Origin of the sequence: Micromonospora sp. RL09-050-HVF-A, from assembly GCF_019374995.1 — a bacterium.
Lineage (GTDB): Bacteria > Actinomycetota > Actinomycetes > Mycobacteriales > Micromonosporaceae > Micromonospora > Micromonospora antibiotica.
Map to the genome: position 1 here is coordinate 6849955 of NZ_JAGKQP010000002.1, position 18376 is coordinate 6868330.

The window sequence follows — 18376 nt, forward strand, 5'->3', positions numbered from 1 at the left end:
GTGCTGCACGCGGCCCAGCCGTGCGGTAGGTCCCTGCCCCCTCTCAGGCGCCTGCCCCGCGTCGGATCCCCTCCCCGCGTCACCTGTCCGGAGACACGTGTGCCCGGCTGGCATGTCCCTGCCAGCCGGGCAAACGGTCTTCGTGAGCGCGGATCTCCCCTGCCGGGGGCCAGCGGCGTTCGCCGGGCTAAGCGGGTGGTTTCGGTACGACGAACGACCCCTTGCCCTGGTGTACCTCGATCCAGCCCCGCTCCTCCAGGATTCGCAGGGCGAAGCGGACCGGCCAGGCACTCGACTGGTACTGCTCGCATAGTTCGGCGATGGACGGCAGTTTGTCGTCGGGGTGAAGCATGCGGCTGCGGATCGACGCGGTGACATCGTCGATGATCTGCTCATAGACGGGTTTGCGGGGCACCGGTGACCACCTTTCGTCAGGCTGACCAAAATCTCACTGACTGCGACTCGACGTGGACCCTGGGTGAGTCGTGTGGCTGGTGCCTCGGTGGCCGTCTTCCGTTGCCCGTCGGGGTGTTCATGGACCCGACTCCGTCTGACCATGTTCTTGTTGGAGGGGCGTATGACTGTCCGGCATAAATATGCCGGACAGTCATACGCCCTTCTGGAGAGTGATACTCCCGCCGAGGCGTCGCAGCGTCCGGGCCGACAAATCCCCGGGGTTCCGGTATCCAACAACGCTCGCCGCCCTAGGCGGGGGGCTTGGGCGCCACGAACGATCCCTTGCCCTGGTGTACCTCGATCCAGCCCCGCTCATCCAGAATCCAGAGGGCTCGCCTGATCGGGTAGTCGGAAGAGCTGTACTGCTGGGCGAACTGAGCGATCGTGGGTAGCCTGTCGCCGGGCTTGAGCATGCCGCTGCGGACCGATGCGACGATGTCGTCAATAACCTGCTCGTACACGGGCTTGCGGGGCACGGGGACCGCCTTTCGGGAGACTGAACATGATCTCACCGAATGCGACCTGGTGTGGACCCTGGGTGACTCAGGTGGGTGGAGCCTCGGCTACGTACAGGCCGGCCCCTTGGACGCCAACGATGATCCCCTGGACTTGCAGGAGCATCACGGCTCGTTGGACGGTGGAGACGCTTGCCGAGTAGAGCTGGGCCAGCTCGGCGTAAGAGGGCAGCCGGCTCTCTGGTGGGTACTCGCCCTGCTTGATGCGGGCGTGAAGATCGGCGGCTATCTTCCGATAGCCCATCGGGATGGTCATGGACTTGTCTCCGTTCGGCAGCCCCGATTCGACCACGCCACCTCACCCCGTTCAACCTCATCGTTGACTTAGGTATCAATGAGACTTAGCGTGATGGGTGTGACGCTCTCCGTTCGGCGACGGGGCGCACGCTGCCGGGCAAGGCAGATGGCTACTTCTGGTCGATCGCCTTGCCCGGCATCCAGATACCACTGATCCCAAGGGAGCTTCGATGCGAGAACGGCCCGTTGACCGACCGCCCTGGACCGCGCACCACGTCCCGGGTGGCCCTGCTCCGCTGCCCGACGGCGACCGGGTGCCGGTGCCGGTCCGGCCGCGCCGCGCGGCGGTGCGTCGGCGGCGGTTCGCCTACGGCGTGGCGGTCGCGGTGTGCGTACTCGTGCTGCTCGTGGTGGGGGTCTTGCGGTGAGCGGGACGGGTCGGCGGTGAACGAGCTGCCGGTGGGCCGCCGGGTCGCCCAGTGGCGGGTGCGGCGCAACATGACGCAACAGCAGTTCGCCGACCATCTCGGCAAGTCGAAGAGCTGGGTCGACAAGGTCGAGCGCGGGGTGCGCCGGCTGGAACAGGTGTCCAACCTCCGGATGGTCGCCGAGACGCTCCGCATCGACCTGGAGGTGCTGCTCGCCGGGTCGGCGGGGGAGTCGGCACGACCGGAGACCGCCACCACCGGTGTCGACGCGGTGCTGGCCGCGCTGGCCCGCTACCACGTCGAGCCGCCGGCCCGGCCGCCCGACGTCGCGGAGGTGCGCGCCCGCCTGGCCCACGCGGAGCAGAGCTACCGGCACGCCCGCTACCCGGAACTGCTCGTCGTGCTGCCCGGCCTGGTCGATGCGGTCCGCGCGGCGCGGGCACTCCGGCCCGGTCGGGCCACCGACGGGCTGCTCGCCCGGGGGTACGGCCTGGTCGCGCTGGTGCTGCTCAAGGTCGACCGGCCGGAGGTGGCCTGGCTGGCCGCCGACCGGGCGGTGGCCGCCGCGCAGGTCACGAAGGACCCGTGGGTGGCCGCCGCCGCCACGGTGCCGCTGGCCCAGGCCCTGCGCCACGGCGGCCGGCGGCGGGCCGCGATGGAGGCCGCCGCCGTCGCGGCCCACCGCCTCCTGCCGGGGCGTTCCCCGGGCGCGCCACGGGCGACCTCGTCGACGCCCGGTGACGACCGGTCGGCCGACCCCGCGCTGCTCGTCACGCTGCTGCTCCAGGCCGGCCTGGCTGCCGCCGGGCGGGGTGACGGGCGGGCCTCCCGGGATCTGCTCGACCGGGCCGGTCGGGCCGCCCGGGAGGCCGGGGCCGAGGGCGGCGGCGCGGCGGTCGAGGCCGCGCGGGTGGTCGCCGAGGCCGCCCTCGGCGAGGTCACGGCGGCGACGGTACGCCACGAGCGGCTGGTGGCCGGCGACGAGTGGCGGTGGCTGCCCCCTGAGCACCGGGCCGCGTACCTGCTCGATACCGCCCGGGCCTACGTGCTCGACGGCAACCTGCTCCGCGCCGGCCGGGCGGTGCTCGAAGCGGAGCGCACCGCCCACGGCGAGGTGCACCACCGCCCGGCGGTACGCCCCCTGGTCGCCGTGGTGGCCCGTTCCCCCGCCGCCCCGCCCGCCCTGACCCGCCTCGCCGCCACCCTCCACGTCACCTGACCCTGGTGGCTACCTGTCGCCGTAGTGGTACCGGCAGGCGATGATCTCGACGTCGTCCTTCGTGATGCGGTACACCAGCCGATGTTCGCGATCGATCCGGCGGGACCAGAAGCCGGACAGCTCACCCCGCAGGGGCTCCGGCTTGCCGATGCCCTCGTATTCGTTGCGCATGACGTCGGCGATGAGATCGTTGATGCGTTTGACCAGCTTGCGGTCCGTGTGGCTGAGGTACTGGCTCCACGCCGTCGCGGTGAAGACCAGCCTCACGCGACGTCCCGTACGGTCGTCGGGTCGACCAGTTCCCGCTCGGTGGCGTCACCCTCGTCGAGTTCCGCGATCGATCGGCGCAGGGCCGCCGCGTTGCCCGGACTGCGCAGCAGGTACTCGGTCTCCTTCATCGACTCGTACTCCGCCAGCGGCACGATGACCACCGGCTCGTGACCCGACCGGGTCACCACCACTTCCTCCGCGTCGTTGATGACGCTGTCGAGTTCGGCGGCCAGGTTCTGCCGTAGCTGGGTGAAGTTCACGGTCCGCATGACCACCTCCGAGGTAGGTACAGAAAACTGTACCTGACCCTGGTTATTCCAGGAGTGAGCGGTACAGCTCCAGGGTCTGGACGGCGATGGCGTCCCAGGAGAAGTGCTCCACGGCCCGCCGCCGGCCGGCGAGACCGAACGCCTCGGTGCGCTTCGGGTCGGCCAGCAACTCGTTGATCGTCGCGCCGAGGTCGGCGACGAAGCGGTCCGGGTCCAGCGGGTTGCCGGAACCGTCGCCGGCCTGCTCGATGGGCACCAGCAACCCGGTCTCGCCGTCGGCGACCACCTCGGGGATGCCCCCGGTGGCGGTCGCCACCACCGCCGTCTCGCAGGCCATCGCCTCCAGGTTGACGATGCCCATCGGCTCGTAGACCGACGGGCAGACGAAGACGGTGGCGTGGGTGAGCACCTGGATCACCTCGGGCTTGGGCAGCATCTCGGCCACCCAGACCACCCCGGACCGGTTGGCCCGCAGCTCGCTGACCAGCCCCTGCACCTCGGCGGCGATCTCCGGGGTGTCCGGGGCACCGGCGAGCAGCACCAGCTGGGTGTCGGCGGGCAGCTCCCGGGCGGCGCGCAGCAGGTAGGGCAGGCCCTTCTGCCTGGTGATCCGCCCGACGTACACCACGCTGGGGCGGGCGGGGTCGATGCCGAGCCGGTCCAGCACGTCGGTGCCGTGGTCGGGGGCGTACTGGGCGGTGTCGATGCCGTTGTAGACCACCCGGACCCGGTCCGGGTTCACCGCCGGATAGGCGGTCAGCACGTCCCGCCGCATCCCCGCACTCACCGCGACGATCGCGTCGGCGGACTCCATCGCCGTCCGCTCGCACCAGGAGGAGAGCGCGTAGCCGCCGCCGAGCTGCTCGGCCTTCCACGGGCGCAGCGGCTCCAGGCTGTGCGCGGTCACCACGTGCGGCACCCCGTACAGCAGCTTGGCGGTGTGCCCGGCCAGGTTGGCGTACCAGGTGTGGCTGTGCACCACGTCGGTGCCGGCGCACCCGGCGGCCATCGCCAGGTCGACGCCCATGGTCCGTAGCGCCGCGTTCGCGCCGCCCAGGCCGGCCGGCTCGGGGTACGCGGTGACGCCCGGCTCGACGCGCTCCGCGCCGAAGCAGTGCACCCGGACGTCGGCGAGCCGGCGCAGCTCCCGGGCCAGGTACTCGACGTGCACCCCGGCCCCGCCGTAGACCTCCGGCGGGTACTCGCGGGTGAGCAGGTCCACGCGCAGCGGGGCGGAGTCGGTCATGCCCGGCACCCTAGTGCAGAAACCGGCCGCGCACCGGTCACGGAACTGTGCCCGTACGAGTGGTGAAGTCGCAGCGGTATGGATAGCGTCTGGTCATGGCTGCCAAGGTGCTCGCGATCGTCCTGGCCGGCGGAGAGGGCAAGCGCCTCATGCCGCTCACCGCGGACCGGGCCAAGCCGGCCGTCCCGTTCGGCGGGATGTACCGCATGGTCGATTTCGTCCTGTCCAATCTGGCGAACGCCGGCTTTCTCAAGATCGTCGTTTTGACCCAGTACAAGTCCCACTCTCTGGACCGGCACATCACCAAGACGTGGCGGATGTCGACACTGCTCGGCAACTACGTCACGCCGGTGCCGGCCCAGCAGCGCCGGGGCCCCTGGTGGTTCGCCGGTTCCGCCGACGCGATCTACCAGAGCTTCAACCTGATCAACGACGAGCAGCCGGACTACGTGATCGTCTTCGGTGCCGACCACATCTACCGGATGGACCCCCGGCAGATGGTCGACGACCACATCGCCTCCGGGGCGGCGGTCACCGTCGCCGGCATCCGCCAACCGCTGTCGATGGCCGACCAGTTCGGCGTGATCGAGGTCGGCGAGGACGGCAAGCGGATCCGGGCGTTCCGGGAGAAGCCCACCGACGCGGTCGGCCTGCCCGACGCCCCCGACCAGATCTACGCCTCGATGGGCAACTACGTCTTCTCCACCCGGGCGCTCTGCGAGGCCGTCGAACGGGACGCCGCCGACAAGACCAGCAAGCACGACATGGGCGGCAGCATCATCCCGATGCTTGTCGAGCGGGGCGAGGCGAACGTCTACGACTTCAAGGACAACGAGGTGCCCGGCAGCACCGACCGGGACCGGGGCTACTGGCGGGACGTGGGGACGCTCGACTCGTTCTACGACGCGCACATGGATCTGATCAACGTGCACCCGGTGTTCAACCTCTACAACTTCGACTGGCCCATCTACACCGACCAGCCGCCGTACCCGCCGGCGAAGTTCGTCCACCAGTGGGGTGAGCGGGTCGGCCGGGCCGTCGGCTCGATGATCTCGCCCGGCGCGGTGGTCTCCGGCTCGCTGGTGGAGAACTCGGTCGTCTCGCCCAAGGTCAAGGTGCACTCCTGGGCGCAGGTCGACGGCGCGGTGCTGATGGAGGGCGTCGAGGTGGGCCGGCACGCCGTGATCCGCCGGGCCATCCTCGACAAGAACGTCTTCGTGCCCGAGGGCGCCGAGATCGGCGTCGACCTGGAGAAGGACCGGCAGCGCTACACCGTCTCCGACAACGGCGTCGTCGTCATCGGCAAGGGTCAGCGCGTCGAGCCCTGAGCCGGGTGTGACCCGGCCGACGCCGGGGAAGACAGCGCACCGACCCGTACCCTCAAGGAGGTTTCCGCAGTGGCCCACCCCCGTGCCGGACAGCCCGCCGAGCCCGCCGACCTGGTCGACGTGCCCCGGCTGGTGACCGCCTACTACGCCGAGCACCCGGACCCGGACGACCCGGCGCAGCAGGTCTCCTTCGGCACCTCCGGCCACCGGGGGTCCAGCCTGCGCAACGCCTTCAACTCCGACCACATTCTGGCGGTCACCCAGGCGTTGTGCGACTACCGCCGCCAGGAGGGCCTCACCGGACCGCTCTTCCTGGCCCGGGACACCCATGCGCTCTCCGCCCCCGCCGAGGCCGACGCGCTGGAGGTGCTCGCCGCCAACGGGGTGACCGTGCTGCGGGACAGCCGCGACGGCTACACCCCCACCCCGGCGCTGTCGCACGCCGTGCTCACCCACAACCGGGGTCGCACCGACGGGCTCGCCGACGGCATCGTGATCACCCCGTCGCACAACCCGCCCGACGACGGCGGCTTCAAGTACAACCCGACCAACGGCGGGCCCGCCGACACCGACGTCACGAAGTGGATCCAGGACCGGGCCAACGCGATCCTGGCCGCCGGGCTCAAGGAGGTCAGACGCATCCCGTACGCGCGGGCGCGCGCCGCCGACACCACCGGCACGTACGACTTCCTCGCCGGCTACGTCGACGACCTGCCGTCGGTGCTCGACATCGACGCGATCCGCGACGCCGGGGTGCGGATCGGGGCCGACCCGCTCGGCGGGGCCAGCGTCGCCTACTGGGGTGAGATCGCCGAGCGGCACCGGCTCGACCTCACCGTGATCAACCCACTGGTCGACCCGACCTGGCGGTTCATGACCCTCGACGGCGACGGCAAGATCCGGATGGACTGCTCGTCGCCCAACGCGATGGCGTCGCTGATCGCCGCCCGGGACCGGTTCCAGGTCTCCACCGGCAACGACGCCGACGCCGACCGGCACGGGATCGTCACCCCCGACGGGGGCCTGATGAACCCCAACCACTACCTGGCGGTGGCGATCGGCCACCTGTTCCGTACCCGGTCGCGGTGGAGTCCGGCGGCGGCCGTCGGCAAGACCCTGGTCTCCTCCTCGATGATCGACCGGATCGCCGCCGACCTGGGCCGACCGCTGCTGGAGGTGCCGGTCGGCTTCAAGTGGTTCGTCCCCGGGCTGCTCGACGGCACGGTCGGCTTCGGCGGCGAGGAGAGCGCCGGGGCGTCGTTCCTGCGCCGCGACGGCAGCACCTGGACCACCGACAAGGACGGCATCCTGCTCTGCCTGCTCGCCGCCGAGATCATCGCCAGCACCGGCCGGACCCCGAGCGAGCACTACGCCACGCTGACCGAACGCTTCGGCGCACCCGCGTACGCCCGGATCGACGCCCCGGCCAGCCGGGAGCAGAAGGCGGTGCTGGGCCGGCTCTCCCCGGAGCAGGTCACCGCCACCGAGCTGGCCGGTGAGCCGATCACCGCCACCCTGACCAGCGCCCCGGGCAACGGGGCGGCCATCGGCGGGCTGAAGGTGACCACCGAGTCGGGTTGGTTCGCGGCCAGGCCGTCCGGCACCGAGGACGTCTACAAGATCTACGCCGAGTCGTTCCACGGGCCGGCGCACCTGGCCCAGCTCCAACAGGAGGCGAAGGCCCTGGTCGACGCCGTGCTGGAGTAGTTTCGGCGGCTGCCCTGCGCCCCGTCCGGCTAACGGACGGGGCGCACGCCGTGCTGCCCCCGGTGCCCGGAGTTTCCGCTCCGGAGCGTTTCGTGGACCTCGACTCGCTCGTTGCGCATGAGGCGACCGAAAACGGGTGAGGGGGCGGACGATGACCTGTTCCAGGGCGGTCTCCGACCCTGGCTCCGAAATCGATGTCGTCGACTCCCGGGCAGCGTCGTCGGGACGCCATCGGGAACTGGTCGGTCGGCTGCTGCGCTGCTATCCCGTGAGCTTCCTGGTGCTCGCCCCGTATGCGCTGTTGATCTTGCCGATGGCGTTGGTCAATCACAACCCGCGTACCGGTTTCATCGTGTTCCTGGTGGGCCTGGCGTTGCTGGGCAGTGTCTCCGTGGAGACGTTCTGTCTGCTCCTCGGGCGACCCGATCCGCAGTGGCGGCGCGGCATGCGCCAGGCGACCGCCCGGTACCCGGGGATCTATCCGGTGGCCCGCCTGGTCGTGTTGATCAGCATCGCGGCCGAACTGCTGGGGGCGCACCTCGGGGAGGGGAACCTCGTCGCGCAGATCTCCGGGGAGACGTCCGACACGCCGATGGTGGCGCTGACCAAGTTGTTCTCCGGTTGGGCGGCGCTCGGGTTCGCGCTGCTGGTCGCCAGCCACCTCGGCGGCCACCTGTCCAAGGCGAAGCTGTACGGCTGGTTGGGCGCGCTCGTCGTCACCAAGGCCTTCGTCACCGTGCTGACCGCCCTCACGGCGCCCCTGATCGCCTTCGTCTTCTTCGCGGTCACCGCCGGGGTGGTCTGCGGCGTGTTCCGGTTGCGGTACCTGGTGTTCGGCACACTGGTGCTGGTCCTGTTGTGGCCGGCCATGTTCGACTACCGCAACGGGATACGGGAGGACCAGGGCGTCGCGGTGGACGACGCGGTGACCGCGACGGACCGGATGCGCCTGGACCGGCAGCTGACGGTCGTCGCCCCCACGGAGGTCCCCGTCGACCTCGGTCAGCCCGAGGGCGTCGACTACCTCAGGTACGGGCTGGTACCGCGGCTCCTGGACCCCGACCGGCCGGCTCTGACGACCGGGCAACGGATCAACCGGTACCTCGGCGGTAGCCGGACGTCGGCCTCCAACTTCCTGCTGCTGGGCAACATGTGGTTCTTCGACGGTCCCGTCGGGGTGGTGGCCGTGCACGCCTTCTGGGCCGGGTTCGTGGCGCTGTTGCTGCGCTGGCGGGGCCGGCCCGGCCCGGCCCGGTTGAGTCTGGTCTGTCTGGTGTTCTCCGACGCGTTGCTGTGGTCCGGCACCTACCCCGACTCGATGATCGGGTTCCTGCAACACGCGGTGTCGGCGATGGCGGTCTTCTTTCTACTGTGGTTGGCCCGCAGCTTCCCGGGCCGGGCGCCCGCATGACCCGAGCGGGGCGGGGTCCGGGTGAAACGTCAGCGGGAGTTGGTCGGCGGGCTGCTGCGGTGCTATCCCGTCAGCTTCCTGGTGCTCGCCCCGTACGCGGTGTTCATCGTTCCGATGGCGGTGCTCCACCACAACCCGCGTACCGGCTTCCTCGTGTTCCTGGTGGGCCTGGCGTTGCTGGGCAGCGCCAGTGTGGAGACGGCCAGCCTGTCCTTCGGGCGTCCCGATCCGCAGTGGCGGCAGGGCATGCGGCAGGCGACCGCCCGGTTCCCCCAGATATATCCGGTGGCCCGGCTGGTGACCCTGACCGGCATCGCGGCGAACATCGTCGGTGCCCACCTCGGTCGGGGGACCGTCGTCGCCCAGGTGTCCGGCGAACTGGCCGACACACCTCTGGGAATGGTGTGCGCGCTCTTCTCCGGGTGGGGCACGCTGGGCTTCGCACTGCTGGTGGGCAGCCAACTCAGCGGTCGGCTCTCGCGGCCGAAGCTGTACTGCTGGCTGACCGCTCTCGTCGGCGTGGAGGCGTACGTCGCAGCGCTGACCGCCCGTTCCGCGCCACTGGTCGCACTGGTGTTCTTCGTGGCTGCCGCCGGAGCCGTCTGCGGCGTCTTCCGGCTGCGTCATCTCCTGCTCTGGACGGTGGTGCTCCTCCTCGCCTGGCCCACCATGTTCGCCCAGCGCAACGCCATCCGGGAGGAGTCCGGGGTCATGGTGGACACTCAGGTCACCGCCGCCGACCGGCTCCGTCTGGACAGTCAACTCACGGCGGTGGCGGGCTTCGAGGTGCCGGTCGAGATCGGCCAGCCCGGTGTCGTGGACTACTTCCGGTACGGGCTGGTGCCCCGGGTGATCGATCCGGACCGGCCGGCGCTGTCCACCGGGCAACGGATCAACCAGTTCCTCGGCGGCGGGCCGACGTCGGCCTTCAACTTCCTGTTGCTGGGCAACATCTGGTTGTTCGACGGCCCCGTCGGAGTGGTGGCCGTGCACGCCTTCTGGGCCGGGTTCGTGGCGCTGCTGCTGCGCTGGCGGGGCGACCGGGGCCGGCCCGCTTGACGTTGTGCTGCCTGGTCTTCTCCGATGTGCTGCTCTGGTCCGGGACCTACCCCGACTCCACCATCGGCTTCCTGCAACACCTGATGTCGGCGGTACCGGTCTTTCTCCTGCTGTGGCTGACCCGTCGCTCCCCCGTCGGGCGGGACGACCGGGTGCCGCTGTTGCGGGGTGCCGCCCGGTGACCGTCCGGGTCCGTGCTCGCGCGGCCCGGCACCGGGCCGTTCCGGGCCCGCCCCGGACCGGTCGCCGTGCCCTGCTCGCCCTGGTCGTCGGGGGTCTGTCCAGCGGCGGCAACCTGCTGGTGGCGATCACCGTCACCCGGCTGGAGCCGATCGGTGGGGTGGGTCAGTTCGCGCTGGCCTTCTCGTTCTACATCCTCGGCTCCGGGCTGGTACGCAGCATGGTGACCGACTCGACCCTGGCGGCCGGTACGGGGGCCGCGTCCGCCGCCCGGCGGGCCATCCTGCTCGGCACGGTCAGCGGGGTGGCGCTCGGCGCGGCGGGGATCGCGTATGGCTCGTCCTATCTGGTGTTCGTGGGCCTCGCCCTGCCCGGTCTGGTGCTCTACGACTACACCAAGGCGATCGCCGTCGGCGTCGGGACACCGTCCGGGGCCCTGGCCCAGGAGACCGCCTGGGCGGCGGTCACCGGCTGCGCCGCGCTTGCCGGCCTGTTCCGGCTGCTCGACGCGCCGTACGTGTTCGCCCTCTGGGCGTTCGGTGGCGGGCTCATCGGCGTGGTCGTCGCGCTCCGCCGCCGGTACGCGTTGCGGCCCGGCTGGCGCATCGGTCGGGCGGAGAGCCGCGTCGCGTTGGGGTTCGGCACGCAGTTCCTGCTGACCACCGGATCGGCGCAGTTGGCGCTGACCGCCCTGGCCGCCTTCGCGGGCACCGCGGTGGTCGGCGCGTTGAGCGCCGGCAGGACGCTGCTGGGGCCGGTGAACCTGGTCCTGTCCACCGCCGCCACGCTGATCCTGCCGCACCTGGCCCGCAGCCGTGCCGAGTCCCGCGCGGTGCGGACCCGGGTGGCCGTACGACTCGCGATGCTGGTGTCCGCCGGTGTCCTGCCGATGACGACGGCGGTCGCCCTGCTGCCCGACGCGGTCGGGACGACGCTACTCGGCGCCAACTGGGACCTGGCCCGCAGCCTGTTGGTGTTGCTCGCGCTGGAGAGCCTGTTCGCGGCGCCGGCTGCCGTCGGCTTCGCCGGGCTGCGGGTGGAGCAGGCGAGCCGGCTGGCGATCCTGCTCGGCGTCCTGCTCGGCGGAATCCGGGTGCCCGTGGTCGTTGCCGCAGCGGTCCTGTCCGGTGCGACCGGTGCGGCCGGCGCACTCGCGGTGCTGGCCCTGGCCAGCGCGGTCGCCTGGGGCGGCAGCTATCTCCTGCTGCTGCGCAGACGCGAGGCGGACCGCGCGCGGGGTGTCCGGCGAGACCCCACCGACGAACTGGCCGACGTTGTCCGCCCGACGTGAGCCGCCCCCGCCCTGCGGCACCGGGCGGGGGCGGCACCCGCGTCAGGCGACGGTCGACAGGGCGGCGCGGACGCGCTCCACCACCGTCTTGACCGCCGGCTCGGTCAGCTCGGGGTACGTGGGCAGGTTGATGCCGCGCCGGCTCAGGTCGACGGTCACCGGGCAGTCCGCGTCCGGATCACGGTGCGCCGGCAGATCGGGGATCGGCACGAAGAAGGGCCGGGTCTCCACGCCGAGCCGGTCGAGCGCTCGGGCCACCGTGTCCCGGGAGGTGGCGTCCCCTTCGGGCCCGACCAGGAAGGCGGCCATCCACGGTGCCCGGCGGACGCCGGCGAGCACCGGCTGGGCCGACAGCGCCGGCTGGTCGGCCAACTGCGTCTCGTAGCCGGCGATCACCGCGTCCCGCCGGGCGATGATGTCGTCGGCCCGCTCCAGCTGGGCGCAGAGCAGCGCGGCGGCCAGGTTGGTCATCCGGTAGTTGTAGCCCAGCACCGGGAAGTAGTACCGCCGCTGCGGATCCATGCCCTGGTTGCGCAGCAGGCGCATCCGGTCGGCCAGCGCCTCGTCGGAGGTGGTGACACAGCCGCCCTCACCCGCGGTGATCACCTTGTTGCCGAAGAAGGAGAAGGTGGTGGCGTCGGCCAGGGAACCGGTCGGGTGCCCGTCGACCGTGGCCCCGAAGGACTCTGCGGCGTCGGCCACCAGGAGCAGTCCGTGCCGCTGGCACAGCGCGCGCAGGGCGGGATAGTCGGCGGGGTGGCCGTACAGGTCGACGGCGATGACCGCCCGGGTGCGTGGCCCGATCGCGGCCCGGACGGCGGCGGGGTCGACACACCAGCTCTGCGGCAGCACGTCCACACAGACGGCGCGCGCCCCGCAGTACGCGACGGCGTTCGCGGTCGCCACGTAGGTGAGCGCGGGAACGATGACCTCGTCGCCCGGACCGATACCGGCGGCGGCGAGGACCAGGTGCAGGGCGACCGTGCCGTTGGCGGTGGCCACCGCCGTGCCGGCGGCGCACCGCCGGGCGAAGCGGTCCTCGAAGGCGTTGAGGTAGGGGCCCCGGGAGGAGACCCAGCCGCTCCTCAGGGCGTCGACCACGTACCGCTCCTCCAGGTCGGACAGGCTCGGTCGGGCCACCGGATAGCGGTCGTCCGTCATGCTCACGACGCTTCCTCCCCGCTGAGTTCGGCGGCGAACGCGGATCTCGGTATCGGTCCCGGTCGTCCCTGCGCCACCCAGCGCAGCACGTCGAGGTAGTCGGCACCGGTCGCCGCCCAGGTGCGGGCGGCCAACCGGCCGTTGGCGTGCCGGGCGGCGGTGGCGTAGCGCGCCCGGTCGGCCAGCAGCCGCTGGACCGCCTCGGCGAGGGACGCCGGGTCGGTGGCCCGGAAGACCGTCGCCTCGGCACCGGTGAACTCCAGTTGGGCCAGCAGCGGCTCGGCGTCCGCGCAGGCGACGGGCAGCCCCCAGCTGAACGCCTCCAGCATGGCACCGCTGGCCGCCTCCCAGAGCGAGGGGATCACCACCGCGTCGGCCCGGGCGTAGAGGGCGTTCAGCTCGTCGAGGGTGACGAACCCGGGGAAGGACACCCGGCCCCGCAGGTCGGGCTGCGCGGCGCGGGCGAGCAGGCGGCTGGCGTCGGGCTCGACCAGCGGGCCGGGGCAGACCAGCCGGCACTGCGGCAGCAACGCCATCGCCTCCAGCAGGGTCGCGTGGTTCTTGTGGGTCGCGGTGGAGGACGGGTAGACCAGCAGGCCCGGTTCGGGCCGGGCGGCAGCCCGTTCGGGTGCGGGCTGGAACGTCGGGGTCGGGATGAGCGCGGTCCGCTCCGCCGCCTCGGGAAACAACCGCAGGGTCTCCCGGTACGGGTGCGGCCAGGTGACCACGAGGGCGGCCGCGCGGGCCACGTTCTCCCGGACCACCGCGGCGAAGCCGGGGGAGTGGAAGGCGGCCCGCAGGTGCCGCAGGTCGTGCACGACGACGACCGACGGGCCGGGCCCGATCGGGGCGCTGTGGAACGGGTACAACGTCACGTCCGATCCCCGCTGCCGAGGGACCGAGCGCTGCCGGACCGCGTTGACCGCCCTGCGGACGGCGAGCGAGTCGCGGACCCGGGTCGGCGTCCAGCGGCGCAACAGCTGCCCGGGAGGAGTGTCCGAGCGCAGCGGCTGGGCGACCTCGGTCCAACCGAGCTGATCGGCGGGCACCTGGTCACGCCACTGGTCGAGGGTGCCCCGCAGGATGTTCACCCGCAGGTCGTGGGAGGTGTCGGCGGCCATGCCGGTCAGCAGGCCGTAGGTGAAGGCCTCGACCCCGGCGGCGTGTCCGGGGCGGATCGGGGTGGCGTCGACGGTGATCCTCATCGGTCCACCCGCACGAGACGTCCCATCCGCTCGTCTTCCAGGAGTTGTCGGTCGGCGTCCACCATCACCCGTACCAGGTCGCCGAACAGGGTCTTCGGCGCCCAGCCCAGGTGCCGCCGGGCCTTGCTGTAGTCGCCGATGAGCGCGTCGACCTCGGCGGGCCGGAAGTAGGCGGGGTCGATCTCCACGTACCGCTGCCAGTCAAGACCGACCCGGTCGAAGGCGGCCTGGACGAACTCGCGTACGGAGTGCCCCTCGCCGGTGGCCACCACGTAGTCCTGTGGGGTGTCCTGCTGAAGGGCCAGCCACATCGCCTCGACGTACTCCGGGGCGTAGCCCCAGTCCCGGACCGCGTCGAGGTTGCCCAGGTAGAGCTTGTCCTGGATGCCGGCCTCGATCCGGGCCACCGCGCGGGTGATCTTGCGGGTGACGAAGTTCTCGCCGCGCCGGGGGCTCTCGTGGTTGAACAGGATGCCGTTGACGCAGAACATGTCCCACGACTCGCGGTAGTTGACCGTCGACCAGTAGGCGTAGACCTTGGCGCACGCGTACGGGCTGCGCGGGTGGAACGGGGTCTCCTCCCGTTGCGGAGGCGGGGCGGAGCCGAACATCTCCGAGGACGAAGCCTGGTAGAAGCGGCAGTCGATGTCGGCCGCCCGCGCCGCCTCCAGCATCCGCAGGGCGCCGAGCCCGGTGATGTCGGCGGTGTAGCCGGGGACGTCGAAGGAGACGCGGACGTGGCTCTGCGCGCCGAGGTTGTAGATCTCGTCCGGCCGGATGTCGCGGATCAGCGCGGTCAGTGAGGCCGGGTCGGAAAGGTCGCTGTAGTGGAGGAACAGACGCGCCTCGCCGTTGCGGGGATGGACGTCGACGCGGTCGATCCGTTCGGTGTTGAACGAGGACGACCTTCGCTTTATCCCGTGCACCGTGTATCCCCGGTCGAGGAGGAACTCGGACAGATAGCTACCGTCCTGACCGGTGGTGCCGGATATGAGTGCCACTCGCGACATGGGGGTCCTCTCGTGTCGGTTGGGATTTGTTGCGCGACTCCCTTATACCGTTTGCCGGACCGGTGATCATGATTTTTCGGGTGGCGTTCGACGAATTTGCGCGAAGCGCGGTACGCAGTCACCGAAGTGACGCTCGCTCGTTGTTCAACCCAGTTCCCAGATTTCAGCGAGGAGCGAGGATGGCCGGTGACACCAGCCCCGCAACGAACGTTGACGAACGGTTGGCGAGTGCCGGGGGGACCACATTCCGGGTCCTCGTCACGGCGGGCTACTTCAGCCCCGGATGGCGTGCCGGAGGGCCGGTCCGTTCCATTTCGCACGTGCTCGAAACGGCCAGCGGCGCGGTTTCCGCCACCCTGCTCACCCGGGATCGCGACCTCGGTTCCCGGGCGGCCTATCCCGGGCTCTCCGGCACCTGGGTGCGACGCGGCCGGACGAAGGTCTTCTACCTCGGGGTACGGCACCCGGCGCACTGGCTGACGCTCTGGCGTTCGTTGCGGTCGGCACGTTTCGATCTGCTCTACGTCAACAGCGTCTGGTCGGTCTTCTCCATTCTTCCGATCGCCGCCACCCGGCTCGGCCTGCTGCGGGCGGATCGCATTCTGGTGGCCCCGAGGGGTGAATTCGGCTCGGCCGCCCTCGCCCTGCACCGGGCCCGCAAACGGATGTTCCTGGCCGGCTGGCGGTGGATGCTGCGGGGGCCCCGGGTGCTGTGGCACGCCACCGGGCCGCAGGAGGTCGCCGACATCCGGGGGGTGCTGCCCCGGGCCAGGATCGGCGTCGTTGCGATCGGCGTCGGCCCCGAACCGCGCCCCGCCCCGGCCGACCCGCCGCCGGCCGACCCGCCCCGGCTGGTCTTCATCGGTCGGATCTCACCGATGAAGAACCTCGACCTGGTGCTCGCCGCGCTCGCCCACGTCCGGGCCCGGGTGCGGCTCGACATCTACGGCCCGGTGGAGGACGCCCGGTACTGGCAGCGCTGCGAGCAGTTGCGGTCCGCCCTGCCGGACCCGTCCGTCGTCAGCTACCGGGGAGAGTTGCGCCCCGACCAGGTCGGCGAGACCTTCGCCCGGTACGACGCCTCCGTCCAGCCGACCCGGGGGGAGAACTTCGGCAACGCGATCGCGGAGAGCCTGGCGGCGTGCTGCCCGGTGATCTGTTCGGACCGGACACCGTGGACGGCCGTGCTGCGTGACGGCGGCGGGCAGGTGCTCACCGAGCTGACCCCGGTGGCGTTGGGCGCGCTGTTCACCCGGCTCGCCGCCACCTCGCCCGAGCAGCGGCAGGCGGCCCGGGCGGCGGCGGGGGAGGCTTACCGCCGCTGGTGGCTCGACCGGCCCCGGATCAGCGTCCTCGACCAGGCATGGCAGGCGGTCAGTGCCCCGGCGTGCCGGGTCCCCCCACAGGGACGGCCGTCGTGACACCGGCCGACCCGCGTACCGCCGACCCGGACCCCGCACCGCACCGCCGGGCGGACCGCGCCCACCGGTGCCGGGCGGTCCCCGCCACACCGCGACCGACCATGAGGAGACATCCATGACCCGGGTGATGACCGTCGTCGGGACCAGACCGGAGATCATCCGGCTGGCCCGGGTGATCGACGCGCTGGATCGGACCGTGGAGCACACGGTGGTGCACACGGGCCAGAACTGGGACCCCGCGCTGTCGGACATCTTCTTCACCGAGCTGGGTGTCCGGTCCCCGGACCGCTTCCTGCGGGCCGACACCCGGTCGCTGGGTAGCCTGCTCGGGGCCGTGCTGGTCGGCACCGAACAGGCGATCGGTGAGCTGCGCCCGGACGCGCTGCTGGTGCTCGGCGACACCAACAGCGCCATCGCCGCGTTGATGGCCCGGCGGATGAAGGTCCCCGTCTACCACATGGAGGCCGGCAACCGCTGCTTCGACCTCAACGTGCCGGAGGAGACCAACCGCCGGCTGGTCGACCACGTCGCCGACTTCAACCTCGTCTATTCCGAACACGCCCGGCGCAACCTGCTCGCCGAGGGCCTGCACCCCCGCCGGATCCTGCACACCGGCTCACCCATGCGGGAGGTGCTCGACCACTACCGGCCGCAGATCGACCGGTCCACCATCCTGGCGCAGCTCGCCCTCGAACCGGGCGGCTACTTCGTCGTCAGCGCCCACCGCGAGGAGAACGTCGACCACCCGGACCGGCTCCGGCGGCTGCTGGACTGCCTCTGCGCCGTACGCGACGAGTGGCGGCTGCCGCTGCTGGTCTCCACCCACCCGCGTACCCGCAAGCGCCTGGAGTCCCTCGCCGTCGACGGCACGCTGCTGGACGGCATCACCTTCCACGAGCCGTTCGGGTTCTTCGACTACGTGACCCTGCAACGGCACGCCCGGTGCACGCTGTCCGACAGCGGCACCGTCAGCGAGGAGGCGGCGATCCTCGGGTTCCCGGCGGTGACCCTGCGGGAGTCCATCGAGCGCCCCGAGGCACTGGACTGCGGGGCGATCGTGATGACCGGGCTGGACCCGGCCGGGGTGGTGGAGGCGGTACGGGTCGTGGTGGCCCAGGTGGCCGCCGGTCCGGTCGCCTGCCCGCTCGACTACCAGGTGCCGGACACATCACGCCGGGTGGTCGACTTCATCCTGTCGACCGTGCGCCGGCACCACGCCTGGGCGGGCATCCGCCGCTGACCGGTCCACCGGCCGGGCGGGCACCCCGGTGACCACCGCGCCGGCCGGGACGTCCCGGGTCACACACGCGCCCGCACCCACCACGGCGTCCCGACCGACCCGTAGCCCCGGCAGGACGGCGGCGGTGGTGCCCACCATGACCCCGTCGTCGAGCCGGCAGTAGCCGGAGACCGCGGCGAGTGGATTGACCGAGACGTGGTCGCCGAGCACGCTGTCGTGCCCCACCGTGCAGTTCTGGTTGAGGTGCACCTGACGGCCCAGCACCACGTTCGTCGTGACCCGGGCGCCACCGGCCGCGAACAGCCCTTCCTGGAAGACGCAGTCCGGGCCGATCTCGGCGGCCGGGTGCACCACCGTGGCGGCGGGCAACCCGTAGCGGGCCAGGGCCCGGTCGGTCTCGCGGCGCAGCCGGGGGTGCCCGACACCCAGCGCCACCTGCAGGCCCGCCGGTGCTCCGGCGAGCCACCGGGTGGGGCCGAGGAAGGGCACCCCGAGCCGCCGCACCCGCTCCACGTTCGGCGCGGTCGGATAGTCGTCGACGAAGCCGAGGACCCGCCACCGGGCGTCGTCGACCGGGTAGGCGTTCAACAGCCGAATTACCCCGAATATCTCCCGGCCCATCCCGCCCACACCTACGATCACTACGTCGGTGGTCAACCGTTGCCCCCTCGGCCACGCAGAGCACCGGTCGCGCTCCGCCATCCGCCCCCGGGCGGCACCGCC

Annotated in this window: 20 protein-coding genes; 10 read left to right on the plus strand and 10 right to left on the minus strand. The window is 71.5% G+C overall.

What is annotated here, in order from left to right:
* Nucleotides 1-187 precede the first annotated feature (187 nt).
* The 3 genes from J7462_RS29990 to J7462_RS30000 all read right to left on the minus strand — a co-directional run bounded on the left by J7462_RS29990 (nucleotide 188) and on the right by J7462_RS30000 (nucleotide 1227).
* A complete protein-coding gene (locus J7462_RS29990; RefSeq protein WP_219469278.1) occupies nucleotides 188-415 on the minus strand; it encodes a winged helix-turn-helix domain-containing protein in 228 nt (75 codons plus the stop codon).
* Nucleotides 416-704: 289 nt separating this feature from the next.
* A complete protein-coding gene (locus J7462_RS29995; protein ID WP_219469281.1) occupies nucleotides 705-932 on the minus strand; it encodes a winged helix-turn-helix domain-containing protein in 228 nt (75 codons plus the stop codon).
* 67 nt (nucleotides 933-999) lie between these two features.
* A complete protein-coding gene (locus J7462_RS30000; protein ID WP_219469284.1) occupies nucleotides 1000-1227 on the minus strand; it encodes a GntR family transcriptional regulator in 228 nt (75 codons plus the stop codon).
* A 211-nt stretch (nucleotides 1228-1438) separates the two neighbouring features.
* Between J7462_RS30000 and J7462_RS30005 the strand changes: the two genes are divergently transcribed.
* Both J7462_RS30005 and J7462_RS30010 read left to right on the plus strand, forming a co-directional pair.
* Nucleotides 1439-1636, plus strand: coding sequence for a hypothetical protein (locus tag J7462_RS30005; protein WP_219469286.1), 198 nt, complete (start codon nucleotides 1439-1441; stop codon nucleotides 1634-1636).
* Nucleotides 1637-1652: 16 nt separating this feature from the next.
* Nucleotides 1653-2855 (plus strand): helix-turn-helix domain-containing protein, encoded by a 1203-nt coding sequence (locus J7462_RS30010; RefSeq protein ID WP_219469289.1) that lies wholly within the window; start codon nucleotides 1653-1655, stop codon nucleotides 2853-2855.
* A 9-nt stretch (nucleotides 2856-2864) separates the two neighbouring features.
* Here J7462_RS30010 and J7462_RS30015 read toward each other — a convergent pair whose 3' ends face one another.
* From J7462_RS30015 to glgA, 3 genes are read right to left on the minus strand one after another with little or no spacing between them, the layout of a single operon-like run.
* Nucleotides 2865-3122 (minus strand): Txe/YoeB family addiction module toxin, encoded by a 258-nt coding sequence (locus J7462_RS30015; RefSeq protein ID WP_091246726.1) that lies wholly within the window; start codon nucleotides 3120-3122, stop codon nucleotides 2865-2867.
* A complete protein-coding gene (locus J7462_RS30020) occupies nucleotides 3119-3394 on the minus strand; it encodes a type II toxin-antitoxin system Phd/YefM family antitoxin (RefSeq protein ID WP_067303547.1) in 276 nt (91 codons plus the stop codon). Before J7462_RS30020 ends, J7462_RS30015 begins: the two co-directional genes overlap by 4 nt.
* 43 nt (nucleotides 3395-3437) lie before the next feature.
* The gene (gene glgA / locus J7462_RS30025; protein ID WP_255597951.1) at nucleotides 3438-4640 is read right to left on the minus strand and encodes a glycogen synthase; all 1203 of its coding nucleotides are present in this window, start codon (nucleotides 4638-4640) and stop codon (nucleotides 3438-3440) included.
* Nucleotides 4641-4735: 95 nt separating this feature from the next.
* Between glgA and glgC the strand changes: the two genes are divergently transcribed.
* From glgC to J7462_RS30055, 6 genes are all read left to right on the plus strand, one after another.
* Entirely contained in the window at nucleotides 4736-5968 is a 1233-nt protein-coding gene (gene glgC, locus J7462_RS30030; RefSeq protein ID WP_219469291.1) for a glucose-1-phosphate adenylyltransferase, read from the plus strand.
* A 69-nt stretch (nucleotides 5969-6037) separates the two neighbouring features.
* Nucleotides 6038-7675, plus strand: a complete 1638-nt coding sequence (gene pgm / locus J7462_RS30035) for a phosphoglucomutase (alpha-D-glucose-1,6-bisphosphate-dependent) (RefSeq protein WP_219469294.1) — start codon at nucleotides 6038-6040, stop codon at nucleotides 7673-7675.
* Nucleotides 7676-7826: 151 nt separating this feature from the next.
* Nucleotides 7827-9086, plus strand: a complete 1260-nt coding sequence (locus J7462_RS30040) for a hypothetical protein (RefSeq protein ID WP_219469297.1) — start codon at nucleotides 7827-7829, stop codon at nucleotides 9084-9086.
* Between the two features lie 21 nt (nucleotides 9087-9107).
* On the plus strand, nucleotides 9108-10145 hold the full coding sequence (locus tag J7462_RS30045) for a hypothetical protein (RefSeq protein WP_219469302.1): 1038 nt from the start codon (nucleotides 9108-9110) through the stop codon (nucleotides 10143-10145).
* Nucleotides 10142-10327, plus strand: coding sequence for a hypothetical protein (locus J7462_RS30050; protein WP_219469305.1), 186 nt, complete (start codon nucleotides 10142-10144; stop codon nucleotides 10325-10327). The genes J7462_RS30045 and J7462_RS30050 overlap by 4 nt, the downstream gene beginning before the upstream one ends.
* Nucleotides 10324-11616 carry a hypothetical protein gene (locus tag J7462_RS30055; protein WP_219469308.1) on the plus strand — a complete coding sequence of 431 codons (1293 nt, stop codon included), beginning with the start codon at nucleotides 10324-10326 and terminating at the stop codon, nucleotides 11614-11616. Before J7462_RS30050 ends, J7462_RS30055 begins: the two co-directional genes overlap by 4 nt.
* Nucleotides 11617-11658: 42 nt before the next feature.
* On the opposite strand, the gene J7462_RS30060 is transcribed toward J7462_RS30055, so the two are convergent.
* The 3 genes from J7462_RS30060 to gmd are packed head-to-tail and all read right to left on the minus strand — an operon-like array spanning nucleotide 11659 to nucleotide 14992.
* Nucleotides 11659-12777 (minus strand): DegT/DnrJ/EryC1/StrS aminotransferase family protein, encoded by a 1119-nt coding sequence (locus J7462_RS30060; RefSeq protein ID WP_255599211.1) that lies wholly within the window; start codon nucleotides 12775-12777, stop codon nucleotides 11659-11661.
* A 2-nt stretch (nucleotides 12778-12779) separates the two neighbouring features.
* A complete protein-coding gene (locus tag J7462_RS30065) occupies nucleotides 12780-13982 on the minus strand; it encodes a glycosyltransferase (RefSeq protein ID WP_219469314.1) in 1203 nt (400 codons plus the stop codon).
* On the minus strand, nucleotides 13979-14992 hold the full coding sequence (gmd, locus tag J7462_RS30070) for a GDP-mannose 4,6-dehydratase (RefSeq protein WP_208569012.1): 1014 nt from the start codon (nucleotides 14990-14992) through the stop codon (nucleotides 13979-13981). Before gmd ends, J7462_RS30065 begins: the two co-directional genes overlap by 4 nt.
* A 320-nt stretch (nucleotides 14993-15312) precedes the next feature.
* Between gmd and J7462_RS30075 the strand changes: the two genes are divergently transcribed.
* Together J7462_RS30075 and wecB are read left to right on the plus strand one after the other, a co-directional pair.
* Complete coding sequence (locus tag J7462_RS30075) at nucleotides 15313-16413, plus strand: glycosyltransferase (protein WP_219469318.1); 1101 nt, start codon at nucleotides 15313-15315, stop codon at nucleotides 16411-16413.
* A 115-nt stretch (nucleotides 16414-16528) separates the two neighbouring features.
* Nucleotides 16529-17653 (plus strand): non-hydrolyzing UDP-N-acetylglucosamine 2-epimerase, encoded by a 1125-nt coding sequence (gene wecB, locus J7462_RS30080; RefSeq protein WP_219469322.1) that lies wholly within the window; start codon nucleotides 16529-16531, stop codon nucleotides 17651-17653.
* Here the strand turns inward: wecB and J7462_RS30085 are convergent.
* Nucleotides 17582-18310 (minus strand): acetyltransferase, encoded by a 729-nt coding sequence (locus tag J7462_RS30085; protein ID WP_255597952.1) that lies wholly within the window; start codon nucleotides 18308-18310, stop codon nucleotides 17582-17584. The genes wecB and J7462_RS30085 overlap by 72 nt on opposite strands.
* Nucleotides 18311-18376 lie beyond the last annotated feature (66 nt).

Bases quoted from the DNA above. Each gene is read 5' to 3' on its own strand.
- J7462_RS30000 (WP_219469284.1), bottom strand. From the start codon at position 1,227: ATGACCATCCCGATGGGCTATCGGAAGATAGCCGCCGATCTTCACGCC.
- J7462_RS30005 (WP_219469286.1), top strand. From the start codon at position 1,439: ATGCGAGAACGGCCCGTTGACCGACCGCCCTGGACCGCGCACCACGTC.
- J7462_RS30020 (WP_067303547.1), bottom strand. From the start codon at position 3,394: ATGCGGACCGTGAACTTCACCCAGCTACGGCAGAACCTGGCCGCCGAA.
- glgA (WP_255597951.1), bottom strand. From the start codon at position 4,640: ATGACCGACTCCGCCCCGCTGCGCGTGGACCTGCTCACCCGCGAGTAC.
- glgC (WP_219469291.1), top strand. From the start codon at position 4,736: ATGGCTGCCAAGGTGCTCGCGATCGTCCTGGCCGGCGGAGAGGGCAAG.
- J7462_RS30040 (WP_219469297.1), top strand. From the start codon at position 7,827: ATGACCTGTTCCAGGGCGGTCTCCGACCCTGGCTCCGAAATCGATGTC.
- J7462_RS30060 (WP_255599211.1), bottom strand. From the start codon at position 12,777: ATGACGGACGACCGCTATCCGGTGGCCCGACCGAGCCTGTCCGACCTG.
- J7462_RS30065 (WP_219469314.1), bottom strand. From the start codon at position 13,982: ATGAGGATCACCGTCGACGCCACCCCGATCCGCCCCGGACACGCCGCC.
- gmd (WP_208569012.1), bottom strand. From the start codon at position 14,992: ATGTCGCGAGTGGCACTCATATCCGGCACCACCGGTCAGGACGGTAGC.
- wecB (WP_219469322.1), top strand. From the start codon at position 16,529: ATGACCCGGGTGATGACCGTCGTCGGGACCAGACCGGAGATCATCCGG.